This window comes from Luteococcus sp. Sow4_B9 (genome assembly GCF_052116585.1).
In the GTDB taxonomy this organism is placed as follows: Bacteria; Actinomycetota; Actinomycetes; order Propionibacteriales; family Propionibacteriaceae; genus Luteococcus.
This window is the reverse complement of the sequence record NZ_JBQKKT010000004.1, coordinates 61,193-77,292: the sequence shown is the minus strand read 5'-3', so window position 1 is coordinate 77,292 and position 16,100 is coordinate 61,193. Positions and strand designations below refer to the sequence as shown.

At 68.5% G+C, this 16,100-nt stretch carries 13 protein-coding genes; 6 read left to right on the top strand and 7 right to left on the bottom strand.

Translation table 11 applies throughout. From position 1 onward, the window contains the following. Positions 1–60: 60 nt before the first annotated feature. Positions 61–795: a thiamine phosphate synthase gene (locus ACTQ49_RS04080; RefSeq protein WP_441826569.1), complete on the top strand. Its 735-nt coding sequence runs from the start codon at positions 61–63 to the stop codon at positions 793–795. 50 nt (positions 796–845) lie between these two features. Here the strand turns inward: ACTQ49_RS04080 and ACTQ49_RS04075 are convergent, their stop codons facing one another. Then, positions 846–1,955, bottom strand: coding sequence for a polyprenyl synthetase family protein (locus ACTQ49_RS04075; RefSeq protein WP_441826568.1), 1,110 nt, complete (start codon positions 1,953–1,955; stop codon positions 846–848). Between the two features lie 84 nt (positions 1,956–2,039). On the opposite strand from ACTQ49_RS04075, the gene ACTQ49_RS04070 reads away from it, so the two are divergent. Continuing rightward, positions 2,040–2,933 carry a methylenetetrahydrofolate reductase gene (locus ACTQ49_RS04070; protein WP_441826567.1) on the top strand — a complete coding sequence of 298 codons (894 nt, stop codon included), beginning with the start codon at positions 2,040–2,042 and terminating at the stop codon, positions 2,931–2,933. A gap of 24 nt (positions 2,934–2,957) precedes the next feature. Here ACTQ49_RS04070 and ACTQ49_RS04065 read toward each other — a convergent pair whose 3' ends face one another. From ACTQ49_RS04065 to ACTQ49_RS04040, 6 genes are all read right to left on the bottom strand, one after another. Further along, positions 2,958–5,147, bottom strand: a complete 2,190-nt coding sequence (locus tag ACTQ49_RS04065; RefSeq protein WP_441826715.1) for a HelD family protein — start codon at positions 5,145–5,147, stop codon at positions 2,958–2,960. Positions 5,148–5,252: 105 nt separating this feature from the next. Beyond that, the gene (locus ACTQ49_RS04060; protein WP_441826566.1) at positions 5,253–6,605 is read right to left on the bottom strand and encodes a hypothetical protein; all 1,353 of its coding nucleotides are present in this window, start codon (positions 6,603–6,605) and stop codon (positions 5,253–5,255) included. Next, entirely contained in the window at positions 6,602–7,204 is a 603-nt protein-coding gene (locus tag ACTQ49_RS04055; RefSeq protein WP_441826565.1) for a DUF4126 domain-containing protein, read from the bottom strand. The genes ACTQ49_RS04060 and ACTQ49_RS04055 overlap by 4 nt, the downstream gene beginning before the upstream one ends. A gap of 29 nt (positions 7,205–7,233) precedes the next feature. Beyond that, positions 7,234–8,127, bottom strand: coding sequence for a helix-turn-helix domain-containing protein (locus ACTQ49_RS04050; RefSeq protein WP_441826564.1), 894 nt, complete (start codon positions 8,125–8,127; stop codon positions 7,234–7,236). A 42-nt stretch (positions 8,128–8,169) separates the two neighbouring features. After that, on the bottom strand, positions 8,170–9,042 hold the full coding sequence (locus ACTQ49_RS04045; protein WP_441826563.1) for a hypothetical protein: 873 nt from the start codon (positions 9,040–9,042) through the stop codon (positions 8,170–8,172). Further along, positions 9,042–9,953, bottom strand: coding sequence for a hypothetical protein (locus ACTQ49_RS04040; protein WP_441826562.1), 912 nt, complete (start codon positions 9,951–9,953; stop codon positions 9,042–9,044). Before ACTQ49_RS04040 ends, ACTQ49_RS04045 begins: the two co-directional genes overlap by 1 nt. A gap of 192 nt (positions 9,954–10,145) precedes the next feature. Here ACTQ49_RS04040 and ACTQ49_RS04035 point away from each other — a divergent pair, with 192 nt between their 5' ends. The 4 genes from ACTQ49_RS04035 (at position 10,146) to ACTQ49_RS04020 (ending at position 16,037) form a co-directional block, all read left to right on the top strand. After that, on the top strand, positions 10,146–10,556 hold the full coding sequence (locus ACTQ49_RS04035) for a DUF6504 family protein (RefSeq protein ID WP_441826561.1): 411 nt from the start codon (positions 10,146–10,148) through the stop codon (positions 10,554–10,556). After that, entirely contained in the window at positions 10,556–14,422 is a 3,867-nt protein-coding gene (locus tag ACTQ49_RS04030; RefSeq protein ID WP_441826560.1) for a DNA polymerase III subunit alpha, read from the top strand. The genes ACTQ49_RS04035 and ACTQ49_RS04030 overlap by 1 nt, the downstream gene beginning before the upstream one ends. Then, positions 14,419–15,582 carry a DNA polymerase IV gene (dinB, locus tag ACTQ49_RS04025; RefSeq protein ID WP_441826559.1) on the top strand — a complete coding sequence of 388 codons (1,164 nt, stop codon included), beginning with the start codon at positions 14,419–14,421 and terminating at the stop codon, positions 15,580–15,582. The genes ACTQ49_RS04030 and dinB overlap by 4 nt, the downstream gene beginning before the upstream one ends. A gap of 74 nt (positions 15,583–15,656) precedes the next feature. Further along, complete coding sequence (locus ACTQ49_RS04020) at positions 15,657–16,037, top strand: DUF3040 domain-containing protein (RefSeq protein ID WP_441826558.1); 381 nt, start codon at positions 15,657–15,659, stop codon at positions 16,035–16,037. Positions 16,038–16,100 lie beyond the last annotated feature (63 nt).

Below are 16,100 nucleotides of genomic sequence, written 5' to 3'. Positions count from 1 at the left end.
GGCGCAGTACGGCGATCCCGGACGCGCCCGCTGGGGCCGCTGCCCGCCTATTCTGGGGTGGTGACTGCACTCATGGGACTGTCCAGCCGCCTGAAGGTGGCCAAGCTTCACCTGATCACGGACGTGCGCGCCGAGCAGGGTGATTTCCGCGATTTCGTGGTGGAGGCACTGCAGGGGGGCGTCGACGTCCTGCAGGTGCGCGATTCTGCCGCCAGCCAGGAGGAATTCCTGGAAGCGGTTGCCATGGCCCAGAGCGTGGCGCTGCAGCTCAATGCCACGGTGGCCGTGGGTCAGCGTCTTGACCTGGCGGACCGATTCCAGGCGGACGTGGCGCATGTCGGCGCGGCCGGGGAATCCGTGGACGAGGCACGCAGCCGCCTGCCGGAACACAGCCTGGTGGGCCAGTCCGTGCATGACAGCGAGCGGCTGTCAGCCAGCAGCGCCGACTACCTGTTCGTGGGGCCGGTCTTCGGCGGCAGCCTGGACGGGGTCACCTTCCCCGGCCTCCGGCTGGTGCGCGAGGCGGCCCGACGTCACCCATTGCCGGCCCACGACGCCACGCCCTGGTTCGCCGTGGGTGGGATCACGCGGGAGAACCTGGGTCAGGTGATCGAGGCCGGAGCGCTGCGGGTGGCGGTCTCGTCGGCCATCAACCAGGCGGCCGATCCGCGCGCGGCGGCCAGCGAGCTCAAGCAGCAGCTGCTCGATGCGTGGAATGCGAATCCGGACATGAAGGACTTTGCCCTGAAGTCCTTCGGCGGTGGCCAGGGACTGAAGTTCATCACCCAGCCCTGATGGGCGCACGCGGGTTCCCGGTCAGCCGAGGACCACGCGGGTGCTCCTGGTCAGTGGTCGCGGCGCACGCAGGCCTCGGCGAGTGCGGTGAGCGCCGTACGCCCCTCGTCGGTCACCGTGGCCCGGTCCAGCGCCGCGATCGCCGTGTCGTACGCCTCGTCGATGATCTGCTCCACGGCCTCCTTGGCGCCGGAGGCGGTGATGATCTCGCGCCCTCGCTGCACGGCGTCCAGCCCCAGCGACGGATCCCCGAGCATGGCGTCCAGCTCGGCGCGCTCACCGGCGGGGGCAGCGGCCAGGGCGTGCGCCACCAGCACGGTGCGCTTGCCCTCGCGAAGGTCGTCGCCGGCTGGCTTGCCGGTGAGCTTCTCGTCGCCGAAGATGCCCAGCAGGTCATCGCGGAACTGGAAGGCACGGCCGATCGGTGAGGCGAACAGCGCGAGCTGCTCCACGAGCTGGGGATCGGCTCCGCCCAGGGCCGCGCCGAACTGCAGCGGGCGCTGCACCGTGTAGCGGTTGGTCTTGTACTCCACCACGCGGTTTGCCGTGACCAGGGCCGCGTCCAGATCGGCAGTGGCGGGAGCCGACTGGGCGATCACGTCGAGGAACTGACCGCAGGTGACCTCGGTGCGCATCGCCTCGATCAGGGGACGGCTGATGGTCAAGCGCTCGACAGGCAGGCCCGCGGTGGCCAGCATCTGTTCGCTCCAGACCAGCAGCAGGTCTCCCAACAGGATCGCACCGGCGCGTCCGAAGGCATCCGTGTCACCCCGACCGCCGCGGGTGCGGTGCAGCTCCGCGAACTGCAGGTGGGCCGCCGGCACCCCCCGCCGGGTGTTGGAGGCGTCCATCACGTCGTCGTGCATCAGGGCGCTCACGTGCAGCAGGTCCAGGCTGGCAGCGGCGCGTACCAGTGCCGCCGGATCCTCCGGGGTGCCCCCGGCCGCCACCCGGCCCCAGTAGCAGAAGGCGGGGCGCACTCGCTTGCCTCCACCGGTGAAGACCCGGGCCAGCTCCAGCGGCAGGTCGAGCTCATTCCCGATGTCGGCCAGCTCACCCGCGCGGTCGTCGATGAAGGCGGTGATGGCGCCCTGCACCGCGTCGCGGAAACCGCTGCCCAGGGGTGCCGAAGGGTCGAAGTCGAAGGTCTCATGTGCCACGCCACGAGCCTACTTGGCCAGGGGGGTGTCCACGAAGGGGGCAGCCGGATGGCAGGGTTTTGCCCCGCGTCTAGTGTGAAGACCATGCTCGCCGACCGCCCCACCATCGCCCAGTTGCTCGCCACCGCCGAACGGCCCCTGTTCGGTTTCGAGTACCTGCCTCCCCGTGACGACTCCGGTTATGACCGCACGCTGGCAGCAGTCCAGAGGCTCGAACCGCTGCGGCCGGACTTCGTCTCGGTCACCTATGGCGCGGCGGGCACCAACCGGGAACGCACCGTGGAGACCACGCGACAGATCGCTGCCACATCGAGCATTCCCGTCATGGGGCACCTGACGTGTTCGTCGCAGAGCCGCAGCCAACTGGAGGGGGTCATCGACGCCTATGCCGAGGTGGGGGTGCAGCACGTCCTGGCCATCCGCGGCGACATGCCGGGCGGTCCGACCGTGCCCTGGGAGCAGCACCCGGATGGCCTGGCCAATGCAACCGAGTTGGTGCGCCTGGTCAAGGAACGGGGTGACTTCTGCGTTGGGGTGGCGGCCTTCCCCGACGTGCACCCGGAGAATCGCGACGCAGACCTGGACGCCCGCATCCTGGCGGACAAGTACGAGGCCGGCGCCGAGTTCGCCATCACCCAGCTCTTCTTCAACCCCGACGCCTACTTCGACCTGGTCCAGCGGGTTCGCAACCTGGGCTGCCCGATCCCGATCATTCCCGGGCTGCAGCCGATCAGCAGCCTGAAGCAGGTGAAGTTCTTCGAGGAACTGTCCGGAGCCCCGGTGCCCGAACAGGTCAAGCTGCGCCTGGCCGAGGGAGAGGGGGATCCCGACCGGGTGCGCGAGATCGGTTCCAGGATCGCCAGTGAGATCGCCGTCACCCTCCTGCGTGGGGGAGCGCCGGGTCTGCAGTTCTTCACCCAGAACCGATCGTTGGCCACCCGCGAGATCTTTGCGATGTTGCTCGAGCGCCGCTGGTGATCTGGTAGCTGGCCTGGCTGCGGTTCAGAGCAGTGCGCGCCAGTCCCCGGGCTGTCCGTCGATGTCCAGGATGGTGAGCCGCTGGGTCGGGCGGGTCAGCGCCACGTACAGCACCCGTTCCCGGCCGGGGGTCTCCTCGACGATGTCGTCGGGACTGACCACCAGCACCCCGTCGTACTCGAGCCCCTTGCTCTCCAGCGGGGTGACCACCACGCAGCGTTCCAGGTTGGCGACGATCTGCGGCTGCCCCGAGGCATTGCGGCGGACCTGGCGCATCAGGCTCGGCGGCACGATGATGCCGATCGTGCCCTGTACCTGCTCCGCGAGCTCCGCGACGTGCCCTCCGATCGCGTCCATCAACCGTTCCCGCTCGGTGACTGCCAACAGGGGTTCGTGCCCGGTGGAGCGCACTGCCTCCGGCAGGTCCGCGTCGGGGAAGACCGGGCGGATCACCTTGGCCGCCAGGTCGAAGACCTCGGCGGGGGAGCGATAGTTCTTGGTGAGCCTGAAGGAACGGTGCGGGGCGGTGCCAACCAGCTCTCGCATGACCTGTTCCGTCTCCTCGGGCACCGGCCAGGAAGACTGGGCGGGATCTCCCACCAGCGTCCAGGAGGCCTGCGGTCCGCGACGACGCAGCATGCGCCACTGCATCGGGGTGATGTCCTGGGCCTCGTCCACCAGGACGTGGGCGAAGGTGTTGTGCGGTTCGTCGTCCAGGTTCTCGTCCCGCTCGTCGCGAAGGATGTCTGCGGTGGTGACCAGCTCGGCCACGGAGTCACCGCCCTCGACGAAGAGGGACTCATCACGTTCGTCGGAGCGAGGAGCCGGGCCGATGATGCTGACCAGTTCGTCCAGCAGCGCGATGTCCGCGACGGACCACCCGGCCGAGCGATCGTCCTGTTCGTCGCCGCCGTCGGTGCCGGCAAAGCTCGCCGCCAGGACGCTGCGTTCGTGCTCGTCCAACAGGTCACCGGCCACCCGCCCCAGCAGGGCCTCGTCGGCACACCGTGCCAGCACCCGCGGTGCGGACAGGATCGGCCACCAGGCATTCATGGCCATCTGGAAGGCGGCCTGACTGGTGACCAGGTCCTCGAACTGGTCGCGGTCCAGATCATGCTCGGTGACGGGGAAGCGGCTCCACAACGAGTTCACGACGGCCTGTTCCGCCACCTCGCGGGAGCGGTTGTTCTTGTGGGTCGCCAGCAGGTCCGCACGCATCCGACGCAGCTTGTCTGCCTTCAGGGTGAGCACCTCGCCCTTGACCGTGACGCGCACCTGGAGTGCCTCGTCGTACTCCACCATCGGGGAGACCACCAGCCGCTTCAGCAGCGGGATCATCCGCAGGGAGCCCTTGAGGGTGGCCGCCTCGGCGGCGTCGACGCGGTCCACGGCGGTGCGCAGCACGTCGCTGGCCACCGATCCGATCGACTTGAGCGTGACCGAATCCTCTCCCAGGCTCGGCAGCACGCGTTCGATGTAGTTCATGAAGACCGTGGACGGGCCCACCACCAGCACCCCGCCCTTCTCCAGGCGCTTGCGATTGGTGTAGAGCAGATAGGCGGCGCGGTGCAGCGCCACGACGGTCTTGCCGGTGCCGGGGCCACCGCCGATCACCGTCACTCCCTGATAGGGCGCGCGGATCGCCTCGTCCTGCTGGGCCTGGATGGTGGCGACGATGTCCTTCATCTGGTGGCCGCGTGCGCGGGTCAGCGCGGCCATCAGGGCGCCCTCTCCGATCACCGGGAGGTCGGTCTCCACCGAGTCGTCCAGCAGGTCGTCCTCGATGCCCACCACCACTTCATTGCGACAACGCAGCACACGGCGGCGGATCACGCCCATCGGGTTGCTGGCCGTGGCGCGGTAGAAGGGCTCGGCTGCCGGGGCTCGCCAGTCGATCACGAGGGGTTCGTAGTCGTCATCGCGCACGCCGATGCGGCCGATGTAGCGTCGGTCGTCCTCCTGCAGGTCCAGTCGCCCGAAGACCAGCCCCTCGTGCTCGGCGTCCAGCACGGCCAGCCGCTTGGCGGCCTGGAAGGCGAAGGCATCGCGCTCGAACAAGGCGGTGCCGTCCTCCTCGCGCATCCAGTCACCACGATCGGTGACGAACTTGCTGCGACCCTCTGCCTCCACCTGCTTGGCGGAGGCGGTGGCCACCTCCAACTGGGCATGGACCCGGTCGACGTGCTGCTGCTCGACGGCGAGCTCGCGCTCCAGCAGCGACTGCTGCGCTTCTGCGGCCCCTGAACGCTCTGGCTTGGTCAAATGACTTCCCTCGCTGGACGACTTGCCTGTCCACTTTACGTCAGTCAGGGCCAGCCGTCAGCGGAAACGTTTCGTTGCCGGGCGCGCCTGTCGGGGCAGGCGTGGCTGTTCCTTGTTGGTGGGGCGGATGTCATCGCCCGTGAGGAAGTCGTGGATCTCGTAGACGGCCAGCGCAGCCGTCAGGAGCTCGGCCCAGGGCTCGGCTCCGGCATGGTTGGTGGAGCTGGCACGCCAGTCGCCGTCGCCGCCGAGGCGAGGACGGCGTTGCCAGGCTCGGAAGGAGGTGGGGGCCAGTCCCCAGCGCAGGTCAGGGCGAGGCTGGTTGTGGTCATGCACCGTGAGGGCCACACCGCCCTGGGGCAGCGGTCGGTACCACGTGATGACCGGGGCCCCGGCACTGTGGTCCACCACTTCGACGATCCCGAGCGGACTGTCCTCGGTGGCGGCGGTTTGCACCAGTTCTTCAGGCACGGCGTCCAGTAGCTGGTGCCTGACGGTGGGCGCCATCGCCGGACGCCCCAGGACCCGCCCGCCGAAGCCGGTCGGTTGGTGGGGGAGCGCGTCGAGCCGGACGGTGGCGTTGACCTGGTCGCCGCCGTCGATCCTCGAGAGGTCTGGAAGGCCCGAGCCCAGCAGTGGTGCCGGTGAGCCGGTCCGCTCCACGCCCCGCAGGTCCAGCCGTTCGCCCAGCAGGTCCACCAGTCTGGAGGCGCGCACGGGTTGACCCTGGGTGGTGGTCAGCTGCCAGATGCCGAATCGTCGCTGCACGGCGAGCCGGACGCCGAGCAGCGCCGGTGCCCGGCCCGGGGGAGCTCCGGCCTGTGCTGCCTGGCTCTCGACGATGCGCGCCAGATGCGGTGCCCCGGCCTCGCGGGCGAGTTCGTCGAGCATCGTGTTCCCCAGCAGGGCGGCGCGGGTGGGACGGTCGAAGGAATCAGCGGTGACGGGGCGTTCCAGCCCCACCATCCGGAGTTCCTGCCAGAGGTCGTCGAGCCGGTCCACCAGCTGTGCCCAGGCCAGCGCGGCGGGCCGCCCGAAGGCCTTCTGGACTGCCTCCACCTGGGCGCCTCGCTCGGTGGGCAGCACGAGCTCCCGGCCGTCGGCGAAGCGGTGCACCTGCGGTGGGGCGGGCACCATCTGCAGCTGGTGCCGGGCCAGTTCCGCGTCCAGCGCCCGGCCGGACTTCTTGAACAGGTCACGCCAGGCCGCGGGAAGTCGGAAGGTCTGTGGCAGTTCGTCCACCTCCACACCGCGGTGCAGCTGGACGGCCCAGTGTCCGCCGTCGGGCAGGCCGTCGGCGTCCAGGACGACGTGGTGGCCCGCCTTGGCCAGACGGGCGCTCGCAGCCATGCCGGACAGGGTGGCCCCGCGCACCAGGACGGTGGCGGGACCGGACTGCTGTGGGCTCACCGGGCGGCTCCCGTGGCCCGGTCCGGACGGATCCGGCGACGCACGGCGGCCAGGCCCCGTCGGACGTGGTGCATCACCAGCAGGACGAGCACCACCCCCACGATCAGCAGGACAGCCGCGATGCCCGCTGCCACCAGTGGCTCCTGGACGGCCACGGCCAGCACCCCCACCAGCGAGATGTCATTGGCCACCGATGCGGTCACATTGCTGACCGGCTCGGGGGAGGTGTTGATCGCCAACCGGAGGCCCGACTTGGTGAGATGGCTGAGCAGGGCGCTGACCCCGCCGACACCGGCCAGGGCGAGCGTCGTCAGGGAACCGCTCTGGCCAGCGATCAGGGCCGCGATGATCGCGCCGGCCACCGGCCGGATGACGGTGGAGACGGCGTCCCAGGTGGAGTCGACCAGCGGGATCTTGTCGGCCAGCAGCTCGATGAGGGCGAGCACCGCCATCACCACGAGTACGTCGGTGCGTTGGAAGCCGGCAGGGACCTCGGGGGCGTCGGCGAAACGGCCGAGCAGCCCCAGTACCAGCACGGTCGCCCAAGCATTGAGGCCGGATGCCCAGCCCGAGGCGAAGGTCATGGGCAGCAGTTCCATGGGGAAAAGACTAGGTCACCAGTACCAAGTCACCAGTACCAAGAGAGCAGGTGCGTGCCGGGCGCGGCATTCGGGACGACGCACTGCACACCTTGCTCCGTGCTCATCAGGGACCGCTCGATGCGCTGCCATCTGTCGGTTCGGGGGTCGAGGTGACTGCGCGTGAAGTTGGTGGGTCGTTCCCCGTGGAAGCGTGCCTCCAGCACCAACAGGTCGCAGGCACGGGAGAGGGCGCGCCCCAATTCTCCGACCATGCTGCTGCCCAGTTCGGTCTGGTGCTCGGTGTAGATCGTCTCGCCCCGACGCAGGGGGCGCGGCAGCGCCAGTTCGATCACGCTGAGCTGTTGTTCGGGCAGGGGGTGGCAGCTGCGGATGGTCAGCCCCACCAGGGGCGTGAGGCTGGGAGTTTCATGGGCTGGGTGCTGGACCAGGACAACCCAGCTGTCCAGTCCGTCCACTTCCGCACGGGAGACCTGCCGATTGTGGCAGCGGTTCGTCCCGGTCTCCTCCTGGACGTGCAGGGTGTCGTGCATGTGCAGGCGGTGCCAGTTCATCGACTGTTGCAGGGTCAGCCGCTCCAGGTGGGCTGGCAGGTTCGCCTGGGGCAGGAGGTCGCTGAGCTGTTCCCAGGAGACCTCCGTGGTCATGGCGCGCACCAGGTGGCCGGCTTCCACGTCGAGGATCTGCTCGAGAGCACGGACGACGTCGAGCGATCGGCCCCGCGTCGGGCGGGAACGTCCGCTGGCCCAGTAGCTGAGGGTGGCCGTGGAGACCTTCAGGTCCGCAGCCGTCAGGCGGGTCTGGATGCGGTGCAGGGAGAGACCGCGGCGGGCAATCGCGGCAGTGAGCCGTTGCGCGAAGACATTGGGAGCGGAGGCAGGATCGGCTGAAAGGGGGCCGCTTGCCGGGGGTCTCTCACTCATCGAGGTCATCGTCGCACAGCGCTGGTTCGTTCCATCACGGTCTCACCAGTTCCAGGTGAGTCCGTGGATTCCCTTGGCGGCCTGGTGCATGGCGTGCTGGATGTGGCGGCCAGTGCTCAGCGCGAGCCAGTCCTGGTGGTCGGGGGAACTGTCGTGGCGAGGAGCGTGGACATAGCTCGCATGGCGGGGCGGAGTTCCCTCGAAGGCCACCTCGAGCACCAGGTAGGGCAGGCGCGCTGCGATCGAGCGCTCGAAGCTCTGCCACTCCTCGCTGCTGGCCCAGTGCAGCGTGTAGTCGAACATGGCCAGTTCCCCTCGGGAGAGGGGGCGGTCGAGGATCAGCTCCACCACGAGTTCGCGTTCATCCGGGAGCTCCACCACTTGGCCGATGGTGCACCCTCGGCCGGCCTCGATGGTGGGGACCATGGTGTCGTCGCTGGCGCCGAAGACCATGGGGACTCGCTGCCAACCGTCCTCCTGGGAGCAGGTGAGCTGGTGGACCCGTTGACGCCGGGTGAGTCGATCCGCGTGCACCACGGTGCTGTCCTTGACCATCTGCGCTTCGGAATGCCGCTCGAGGTCGAGGCCCATGGACCTCAGGGTGCCCATCAGGGTGGGCCGGGCGTGCACTGCGGCGGTGGGGTCCCAGGTGGCGGAGGCGTCACTGGGCAGAGCCCCGACGAGGTGTCCCCGCGGCACTTCGAGGATGGTCTCCAGGTTCTCGATGGCTCGCAGGGATCGAGTCCGGGTGGGGGCGGAGCGGCCCGTCTGCCAGTAGCTCAGGGTGGCGATGGAGACCGGGGTCCCCATGGAGCGCAGCCGGACGCTGAGTCGGTCGAGCGTCAGGCCACGACGGGAGACGGCACGGGCCAGCGTCGTGGCGAAGCTCGCCTCCCATTCCGGGGTCGGTTGCATCAGAACTCCCATCTCAACCGGTGCAGGCCTGGATTGCCGTTGGACAGGGCCATCTGGGCAAAGGGACCCGGCTCCAACGCGGTGACCTCCTCGCCGGAGGGTGACTCGTCGGGGCCATTGCCCTGGTCAGGGCCCTGGGAGCTGGCGTACCAGACGCGGCTGGGGGTCTCGTCGGTGAAGGTGACGTCGAGCACCAGGAAGGGGATCGTGGTGGCCAGGGCTCGGGAAGAGCCGAACCGTGTCTCGTCCTCGATGTTCCAGCTGACCCGGTATTCGAGCATGGCCAGTTCACCACGTTCGAGGGGATGGGGGAAGAGGACCTCGGCCAGCATGAGGCCGATCTGGTCCAGCTGGACCACCTCTCCGAGTTCGCACCCCATCATCCCCTCCACCAGCGGCGTCTCCTGTGAGTCCACGTCCTGGGCCAGCAGGAGGGGGAGGCGACGAAGTCCGGCGCGGTCGGCCCGCAGGAGATGACGTGTCGTCTCCTCCTGACGGTGGTCCCTCGCGGAGAACGCCACGCTGTCATGGATGAGCTGGTTGGTGAAGGATGGCTCGGTGGGAAAGTCCAGCGCCTTGAGGAGACTGGCGGCCTGTTCGTTGTGGGGGAGGGCTGTGATCGGGTCCCAGCGGCTGATGGCATCGGTGGGAAGTGCGCCGGTGAGGTGACCGCGAGGAACTCGCAGGATCGTCTCCAGCTCCTGCAGTACACGGATCGATCTGGCCCGGGTGGGCAGGGACCGGCCGGTCTGCCAGTAGCTGAGGGTGGCGATGGATACCGGAGTGCCCGCGGCCTTCAGATGCTGGCTGATGCGCTCCAGGGTCAGGTTGCGCTGTGCGATCGCGTCGGAGAGCACGATGGTGAAGGCGGTCCTGGCATCCAGCGAGCTGCGGTGGTCCGGTGTCGGCATGTCTCCATCATGGCCCATTGGGGCAATGAGATGTCGGCGGTCCGTGATGGTGGCCAGTTGACGTTTTGTCGGAACCCCGATCTATAGTTCACAGTGATCGAACACAGGTTCGAATGGTGTTTCGTGTGAGGCACCTTCTCGTGGAGGAACCGGGCTGCGGAAGCGCTGGTTCACGGGTGGACGGAGGCGGCTGTGCGCAGGTGTGACGAGGCGATCGAGGTGCGGACGGGCCGCGTCGACGAGGTGGAGGGGCCCAGTCTCTTCCTGTGGCGGAACAAGGTCTGGCGAGTGCTGGACGTGCACTCGCGGTGGATCGAGTCCAGCCCGTGGTGGGAGTCGCCGGGAGCTCGGGCGGCCCGAGGTGATGTGGAGCTGGGTGATGTGGAGCTGGGTGATGTGGAGCTGGGTGATGTGGAGCTGGGTGATGCGGGGGCGTGGTCGGCGTCGTCCGGTGGGGTGGCAGAGCCCGTCGGCGATCTCCTGGGGGAGCGAGAGGTGTGGCGGGTTGAAGCTGCCAATGGTCGTGAGGCCAGCCGCGGAATCTACGAACTGGACCACAGCTGGGGGGATGGCAGCTGGCGGCTGAGGGCGGTGCTGGACTGATGGGAGACCCCTTCGTGCACCTGCGGGTGGCCTCCGGCTATTCCCTGCAGTACGGCGCCAGCCATCCGGGCGAGCTGGTGGCCACCGCGGCTGCCCATGGAATGGACACGCTGGCCCTGACGGACCGCGATGGTCTCTATGGCGCGATCCGCTTCGCGAAGGCATGTCTGCGCACTGGGATCGCCCCGGTGGTCGGGGTGGACCTGGCCATTCCCCACGGGTCGGGTGGGACCTCGTCGGACGGTCCCCGGCCTCCTCGTCGAACGGCTGCGCGGGGCGGCGAGATCCGCGATCCCCGGCTTCCGCGCGTGGTGGTGACCGCCACCTCGCGACAGGGATGGGCAGAGCTCTGTCGGCTCACCTCCCAGACCCATCTGGCGGGAGAGCGGGGCAAACCCGTCTGCTCCCCGGAGCTGATCGCCAGTCATGCCGGTGCCGGGGAACTGGTGGTGACGCTGGGGGCGGATTCACCGTTCGGGCACCATGTGGCCACGGGCCGGCGGGACCTGGCCCGGGACGAGTTGTGTCGCTGGATGGATCTGGTGGGCAGACAGAACCTGGCGGTGGGTGTCACCAATCACCAGGTGGCCGGTCAGGGGGTGGCCAGTGCACATCAGGCCGGTGCCATGCTGGAGCTCGCCGACGCCCAGGGCATCACAGCGGTCCTGACCAACCAGGTCCGGATGGCCCACCGCCACCAGGCCGCAGTGGTCGACGTGCTCGACGCCGCCCGGCGGCGTGTACCGCTGGACGTGCGCAATGTGGACCGTCGCAATGCCGAGGCCCACCTGAAGTCGGGCAAGCAGATGCTTCAGCTTGCGGAACAGATCTCCCTGCTGTCCGGACGAGGACACGGGGGAGCCGAACGGCTGCTGGCCGACACCCGGAACCTGGCCCTGCGTTGCCGCCTCGCCCCTCGCGCAGACATCGGTCTGGGGGAGATCCATCTCCCGGAGTTCGACGTGCTGGGGCTGGGGCAGGCCACCATGGGCGAGGCGATGGCAGTGCTGCGGCACAGGTGCGAGTCCGGCATCGCGGCGCGCTACGGAGATGCCGGGATGGGGATCCGGAAACGACTGGACGAGGAGCTCGGGGTGGTTGAACAACTCGGCTATGCCTCCTACTTCCTCACCGTCGCGGACGTGGTGGAGCTGATTCGGGGGATGGGGATCCGCTGTGCCGCCCGGGGATCCGGTGCGGGAAGTCTGGTCAACTATCTGCTGGGCATCTCCGGCGTGGACCCGATGGCCCATGGTCTGGTCATGGAGCGATTCCTGTCGCCCCTGAGGCAGGCGCTGCCGGACATCGACCTCGATGTCGAGTCTGCTCGGCGGGTGGAGATCTACCAGAAGGTGATGGAGGTCTTCGGTGGGGAGCGGGTGGCCTGCGTCGCCATGCTGGAGACCTATCGGGTGAGGCATGCCGTGCGCGACGTGGCGGCCGCCCTCAGTCTTCCACCGGGCGAGGCCGATGCCATCGCCAAGGCCTTTCCCCACATCCGGGCCCGGGATGCCCGCAAGGCCTTGCGCGACCTTCCGGAGCTGCGTGCAGCGGGTCTGGCGGAACGACGGCTCGAGGTGCTCTTCGAACTCGTCGAGCAGCTGGATGGCCTGCCCCGGCACGTCGCGCTGCATCCGTGCGGGGTGATCCTCAGCGACGCCACGCTGAGGGACCGCACCCCGCTGGAAGCGAGCTTCGGTGGCTTCCCGATGAGTCAGTTCGACAAGGACGACGTGGAGGATCTGGGGTTGTTGAAACTGGACGTCCTCGGTATCCGGATGCAGTCCTCGATGGCCCATGCCCTGACCGAGCTGGAACGAACCGAGGGTTCCGCCCCCGACATCGACCAGCTGGCCCCCTTCGACGATCCGGAGGTCTACGACATGATCGGACATGCCCAGACGCTGGGCTGCTTCCAGATCGAGTCGCCGGGGCAGCGGGAGCTGGTGGGCAAGTTCGGCCCCAGTACCTTCAACGACATCATCATCGACATCTCCCTCTTTCGCCCCGGCCCCGTGAAGTCGGACATGGTGGTTCCCTTCCTCAATGCCAGACAGGGATGGGACAAGCCCCACTACCTGCACCCAGATCTGGAACCCGTCCTCTCGGAGACCGGTGGGGTGGTGGTCTTCCATGAGCAGATCATCAAGATCATCTCCATCATGACGGGGTGCACCCTGGCCCAGGGGGACGAGGCCCGGCGAGCGCTGGGTGATCCGGCAGGCCAGCTCGACGTGAAGGAGTGGTTCTTCCCGCTGGCCAGGGAACGGGGATACCCCGCCCCGGTGGTGGAGAAGGTCTGGCAGGTCTTGGAGTCCTTTGCCAGTTTTGGCTTCTGCAAGGCCCATGCCGCTGCCTTCGCGCTCCCGACCTACCAGTCGGCCTGGCTCAAGTGGCACCACCCGGCCCACTTCCTGGCGGGGGTCCTGACCCATGATCCCGGGATGTACCCCAAGCGGCTGATCCTGGAGGAGGCGCGGCGATGCGGGATCGAGGTCCTCGGCGTGGACGTCAACCGCAGTACCGGGGAACACCGGGTGGAGCAGGTTCCGGTCGACGATGCCTTCGGATCGGCTCCCCGTTCTGCAGAAGGCCTGCCCGACGGCTCGGGCTGGGGGATCCGGCTCAGCCTGGCCGATGTCTCCGGAATCAGCGAGGTGGACATCGCGCGGATCGTCGGGGGCCAACCCTTCACCAGCCTCAGCGACTTCTGGGCCCGTGCACAGGTTCCCGCGCCGGTGGTGGAGAAGCTCGTGCTGTGCGGTGCCTTCGACGAGTTGTACGGTGTGGGCCGCCCGTCGTCGGTGCTGCGCACGGGGTGTCTGACCAGACGTGACCTGGTGCTGGCCCTCTCGGACCTCAAGCGACAGGCCCGGGTGGATGCTCGTACGGCAAACCGGGCGCGGGGCCTGCGTCGCAGCGCGGTCCTGTCATCCTCAGCCCAGGGCGATCCGCGAGACCTTGCTCGCGGGCAGGGGAAGGGTTCGACCGTCCGGGGTGAGCGGGTGGGGGACCTGGCAGCAGTCCAGCTCGCGTTCGACTTCAGCGAGCCACAGGGTGAGCCGGTGCTCGACCCCGCCCTGGACCCATGCGAGCCGCTCGGCTGGGCGCCGCCCGCGGATGTGGCTGCCACCGGGCTCCCGGAGATGGATCGCGACGAGAGGCTGCGTTCCGAGCTGGAGATCCTGGGGTTGGACGTCAGCGAACACGTGGTGGAGACCTACCGTGAACTGCTCGACGAATTGCGCACGGTGTCCTCCGCGGATCTGCTGCGGCACCGCCAGAAGTCGGACCTGCTGGTGTCCGGGGTGAAGGTTGCCACCCAGACGCCTCCCGTGCGCAGCGGACGACGAGTGGTCTTCCTGACCCTGGATGACGGGACCGGTCCGGTGGACTGCACCTTCTTCGAAGATGCCCAGGGCCCCTATGCCAACACCGTCTTCTCCTCCTGGCTGCTGGTGGTGCGAGGGGAATTGCGACGCACCGGGCCACGCGGGGTCTCCCTGCGCGCCACGGGCGCCTGGGACCTGGCCGAACTCTGGCAGGTCTGGCGTTCGGAGCTGGACCAGGGCTCTGGCCGGCCTGCGGCATTGGCTGCGGTGTTGGCGATCATCGAACAGGTTCCGGAGGGGGCCGGGATCGTGGGGGAGAAGGTGCACGACGTGGAACTGTTCACCGACTGGCGTGCCACGCCGGAACACCCCGACGGCCAGACCCGGGCCGGTGGGATGGGGCGGCGTCGCGTGCTGGTCCATGCCAGCGGCTTTGCCCAGTCACCCTATGCCGACGTCAAACCTGCGGGCACCCCAACCACCCAGGCTCCCCGCAAGCTGTGGCACTCCTCGCCGGGGAGTTCGGGCCGATGAGCGCGCCCGTGATTCTGCACGTGGACATGGATGCCTTCTATGCCAGCGTCGAGATGGCTCGACGGCCGGAGCTGCGCACCCGTCCCATGTACGTTGGTGGTGCCCACCGCGGGGTGGTCCTGAGCGCCAACTACGAGGCGCGCAAGTACGGCATCGAGGGTGGGATGAGTTCGACGAAGGCCCGTCGGCTCTGCCCCCAGGCCGTCGCGGTGCCGCCGGACTTCGACACCTACCAGATGGTCTCGAAGGGGGTCTTCGAGATCTTCGCCACCATCACCGAGCGGGTGGAGGCCGCCAGCATCGACGAGGCCTTCCTCGACGTGACCGGGGCCCTGCGGCGGCTGGGAGACCCGGTGCTGATCGGCGAGCGACTGCGCGCCCAGGTGGCCGACGAGCAACGCGTTGCCTGTTCGGTGGGGATCGGACCCAGCAAGTTCGTGGCCAAGCTCGCCAGCAAGCAGGCCAAGCCAGACGGCCTGGTGCTGGTGCGCCCCCATGAGGTGGTCGACTTCCTTCATCCGCTGCCGGTGGAGGCCATGTGGGGCGTGGGGCCAGCCACGGCCGGGCGGCTGCACCAGTTGGGTCTGACCCGGGTTGCGGATCTGGCACACACGCCACGGGGCACCTTGCAGCGTGCGTTCGGGCCCCACCAAGGGCAGTTGCTGCACGACCTCGCGTGGGGCCGGGACGAGCGGCGCGTGGTTCCCGAGCAGACGGAACGGTCGGTGGGTGCCCAGGAGACCTTCTCCCGGGACACCGACGATCCGGAACTGGTCCGCGTGGAACTCCTGCGGCTGTCTGCCCGAGTCGCCTCCCGGATGAGACGGGCGGGCGTGCTGGGACGAACGGTCACCGTCGAGGTCAGATTCGCCGATTTCAGCACCATCAGTCGGTCGAGCAGTCTGGCCGGGCCCACCGATGTCACTGACGAGATCTTCGACGGGATCTGGCGCACCTTCTGTCGCCTCAATCTGCAACGGGCACGGATTCGCCGAGTGGGGGTGCGGGTGGAGGGGCTGGTGGATGCCGAGCAGGCCTTCCAGCAGCCCCCTCTGGATGCCCCGGACCGGGGAATGCGCGATGTTGAAATCGTGGCTGACGAGGTGGTGCACAGGTACGGGCCGGCTGCCGTGCAGAGGGCCTCGCTGACTCGTCGCTGAGTCATCGGGGCGTCTCTTCCGCGAGGAGCCGGGCACACATACACTGGGAGGCACGAACCACAAGGAGGCGGGCCATGGCTCTCTCGGAGCAGGAACAGCGCTTGCTCGACCAGTTGGAGGCGTCGCTCACAGCCGATGACCCGGCACTGGCCAGCACGCTGCGCGGTGAGACACCGCAGACTCCCGCGCGCCCCCGTCGAGCGGGGGGACTCGTCCTCGGTTTTGTCGTGGGGTTGGTCGGCCTGGTCGGTGGTGTGCAGGTGCACCCGGTGGTCAGCCTGCTGGGTTTCGTGGTGATGCTGATCTCCGCCGTGATGATTGCCGATCACACCCGTCCCGAGGGGCAGCTGTCCCCGCAGCATCCGGCTCAGAGAGCCCAGCGACGTGCTGCCGGCCTGGACCTGGACCAGCTCGACCGGGCGGCAGAGCAGTGGCGCAAGGAAGGCGGCCGCTGAGCTCCCACAGGGCCATGGTCATGATCGCGTGACCTCCCGAAACCATCACCTCAACACCATGAA

What these genes read in the sequence shown, in the direction of transcription:
- ACTQ49_RS04070 (WP_441826567.1), top strand. Translation starts at nt 2,040, where the DNA reads ATGCTCGCCGACCGCCCCACCATCGCCCAGTTGCTCGCCACCGCCGAA.
- ACTQ49_RS04055 (WP_441826565.1), bottom strand. Translation starts at nt 7,204, where the DNA reads ATGGAACTGCTGCCCATGACCTTCGCCTCGGGCTGGGCATCCGGCCTC.
- ACTQ49_RS04050 (WP_441826564.1), bottom strand. Translation starts at nt 8,127, where the DNA reads ATGAGTGAGAGACCCCCGGCAAGCGGCCCCCTTTCAGCCGATCCTGCC.
- ACTQ49_RS04045 (WP_441826563.1), bottom strand. Translation starts at nt 9,042, where the DNA reads ATGCAACCGACCCCGGAATGGGAGGCGAGCTTCGCCACGACGCTGGCC.
- ACTQ49_RS04040 (WP_441826562.1), bottom strand. Translation starts at nt 9,953, where the DNA reads ATGCCGACACCGGACCACCGCAGCTCGCTGGATGCCAGGACCGCCTTC.
- ACTQ49_RS04030 (WP_441826560.1), top strand. Translation starts at nt 10,556, where the DNA reads ATGGGAGACCCCTTCGTGCACCTGCGGGTGGCCTCCGGCTATTCCCTG.
- dinB (WP_441826559.1), top strand. Translation starts at nt 14,419, where the DNA reads ATGAGCGCGCCCGTGATTCTGCACGTGGACATGGATGCCTTCTATGCC.
- ACTQ49_RS04020 (WP_441826558.1), top strand. Translation starts at nt 15,657, where the DNA reads ATGGCTCTCTCGGAGCAGGAACAGCGCTTGCTCGACCAGTTGGAGGCG.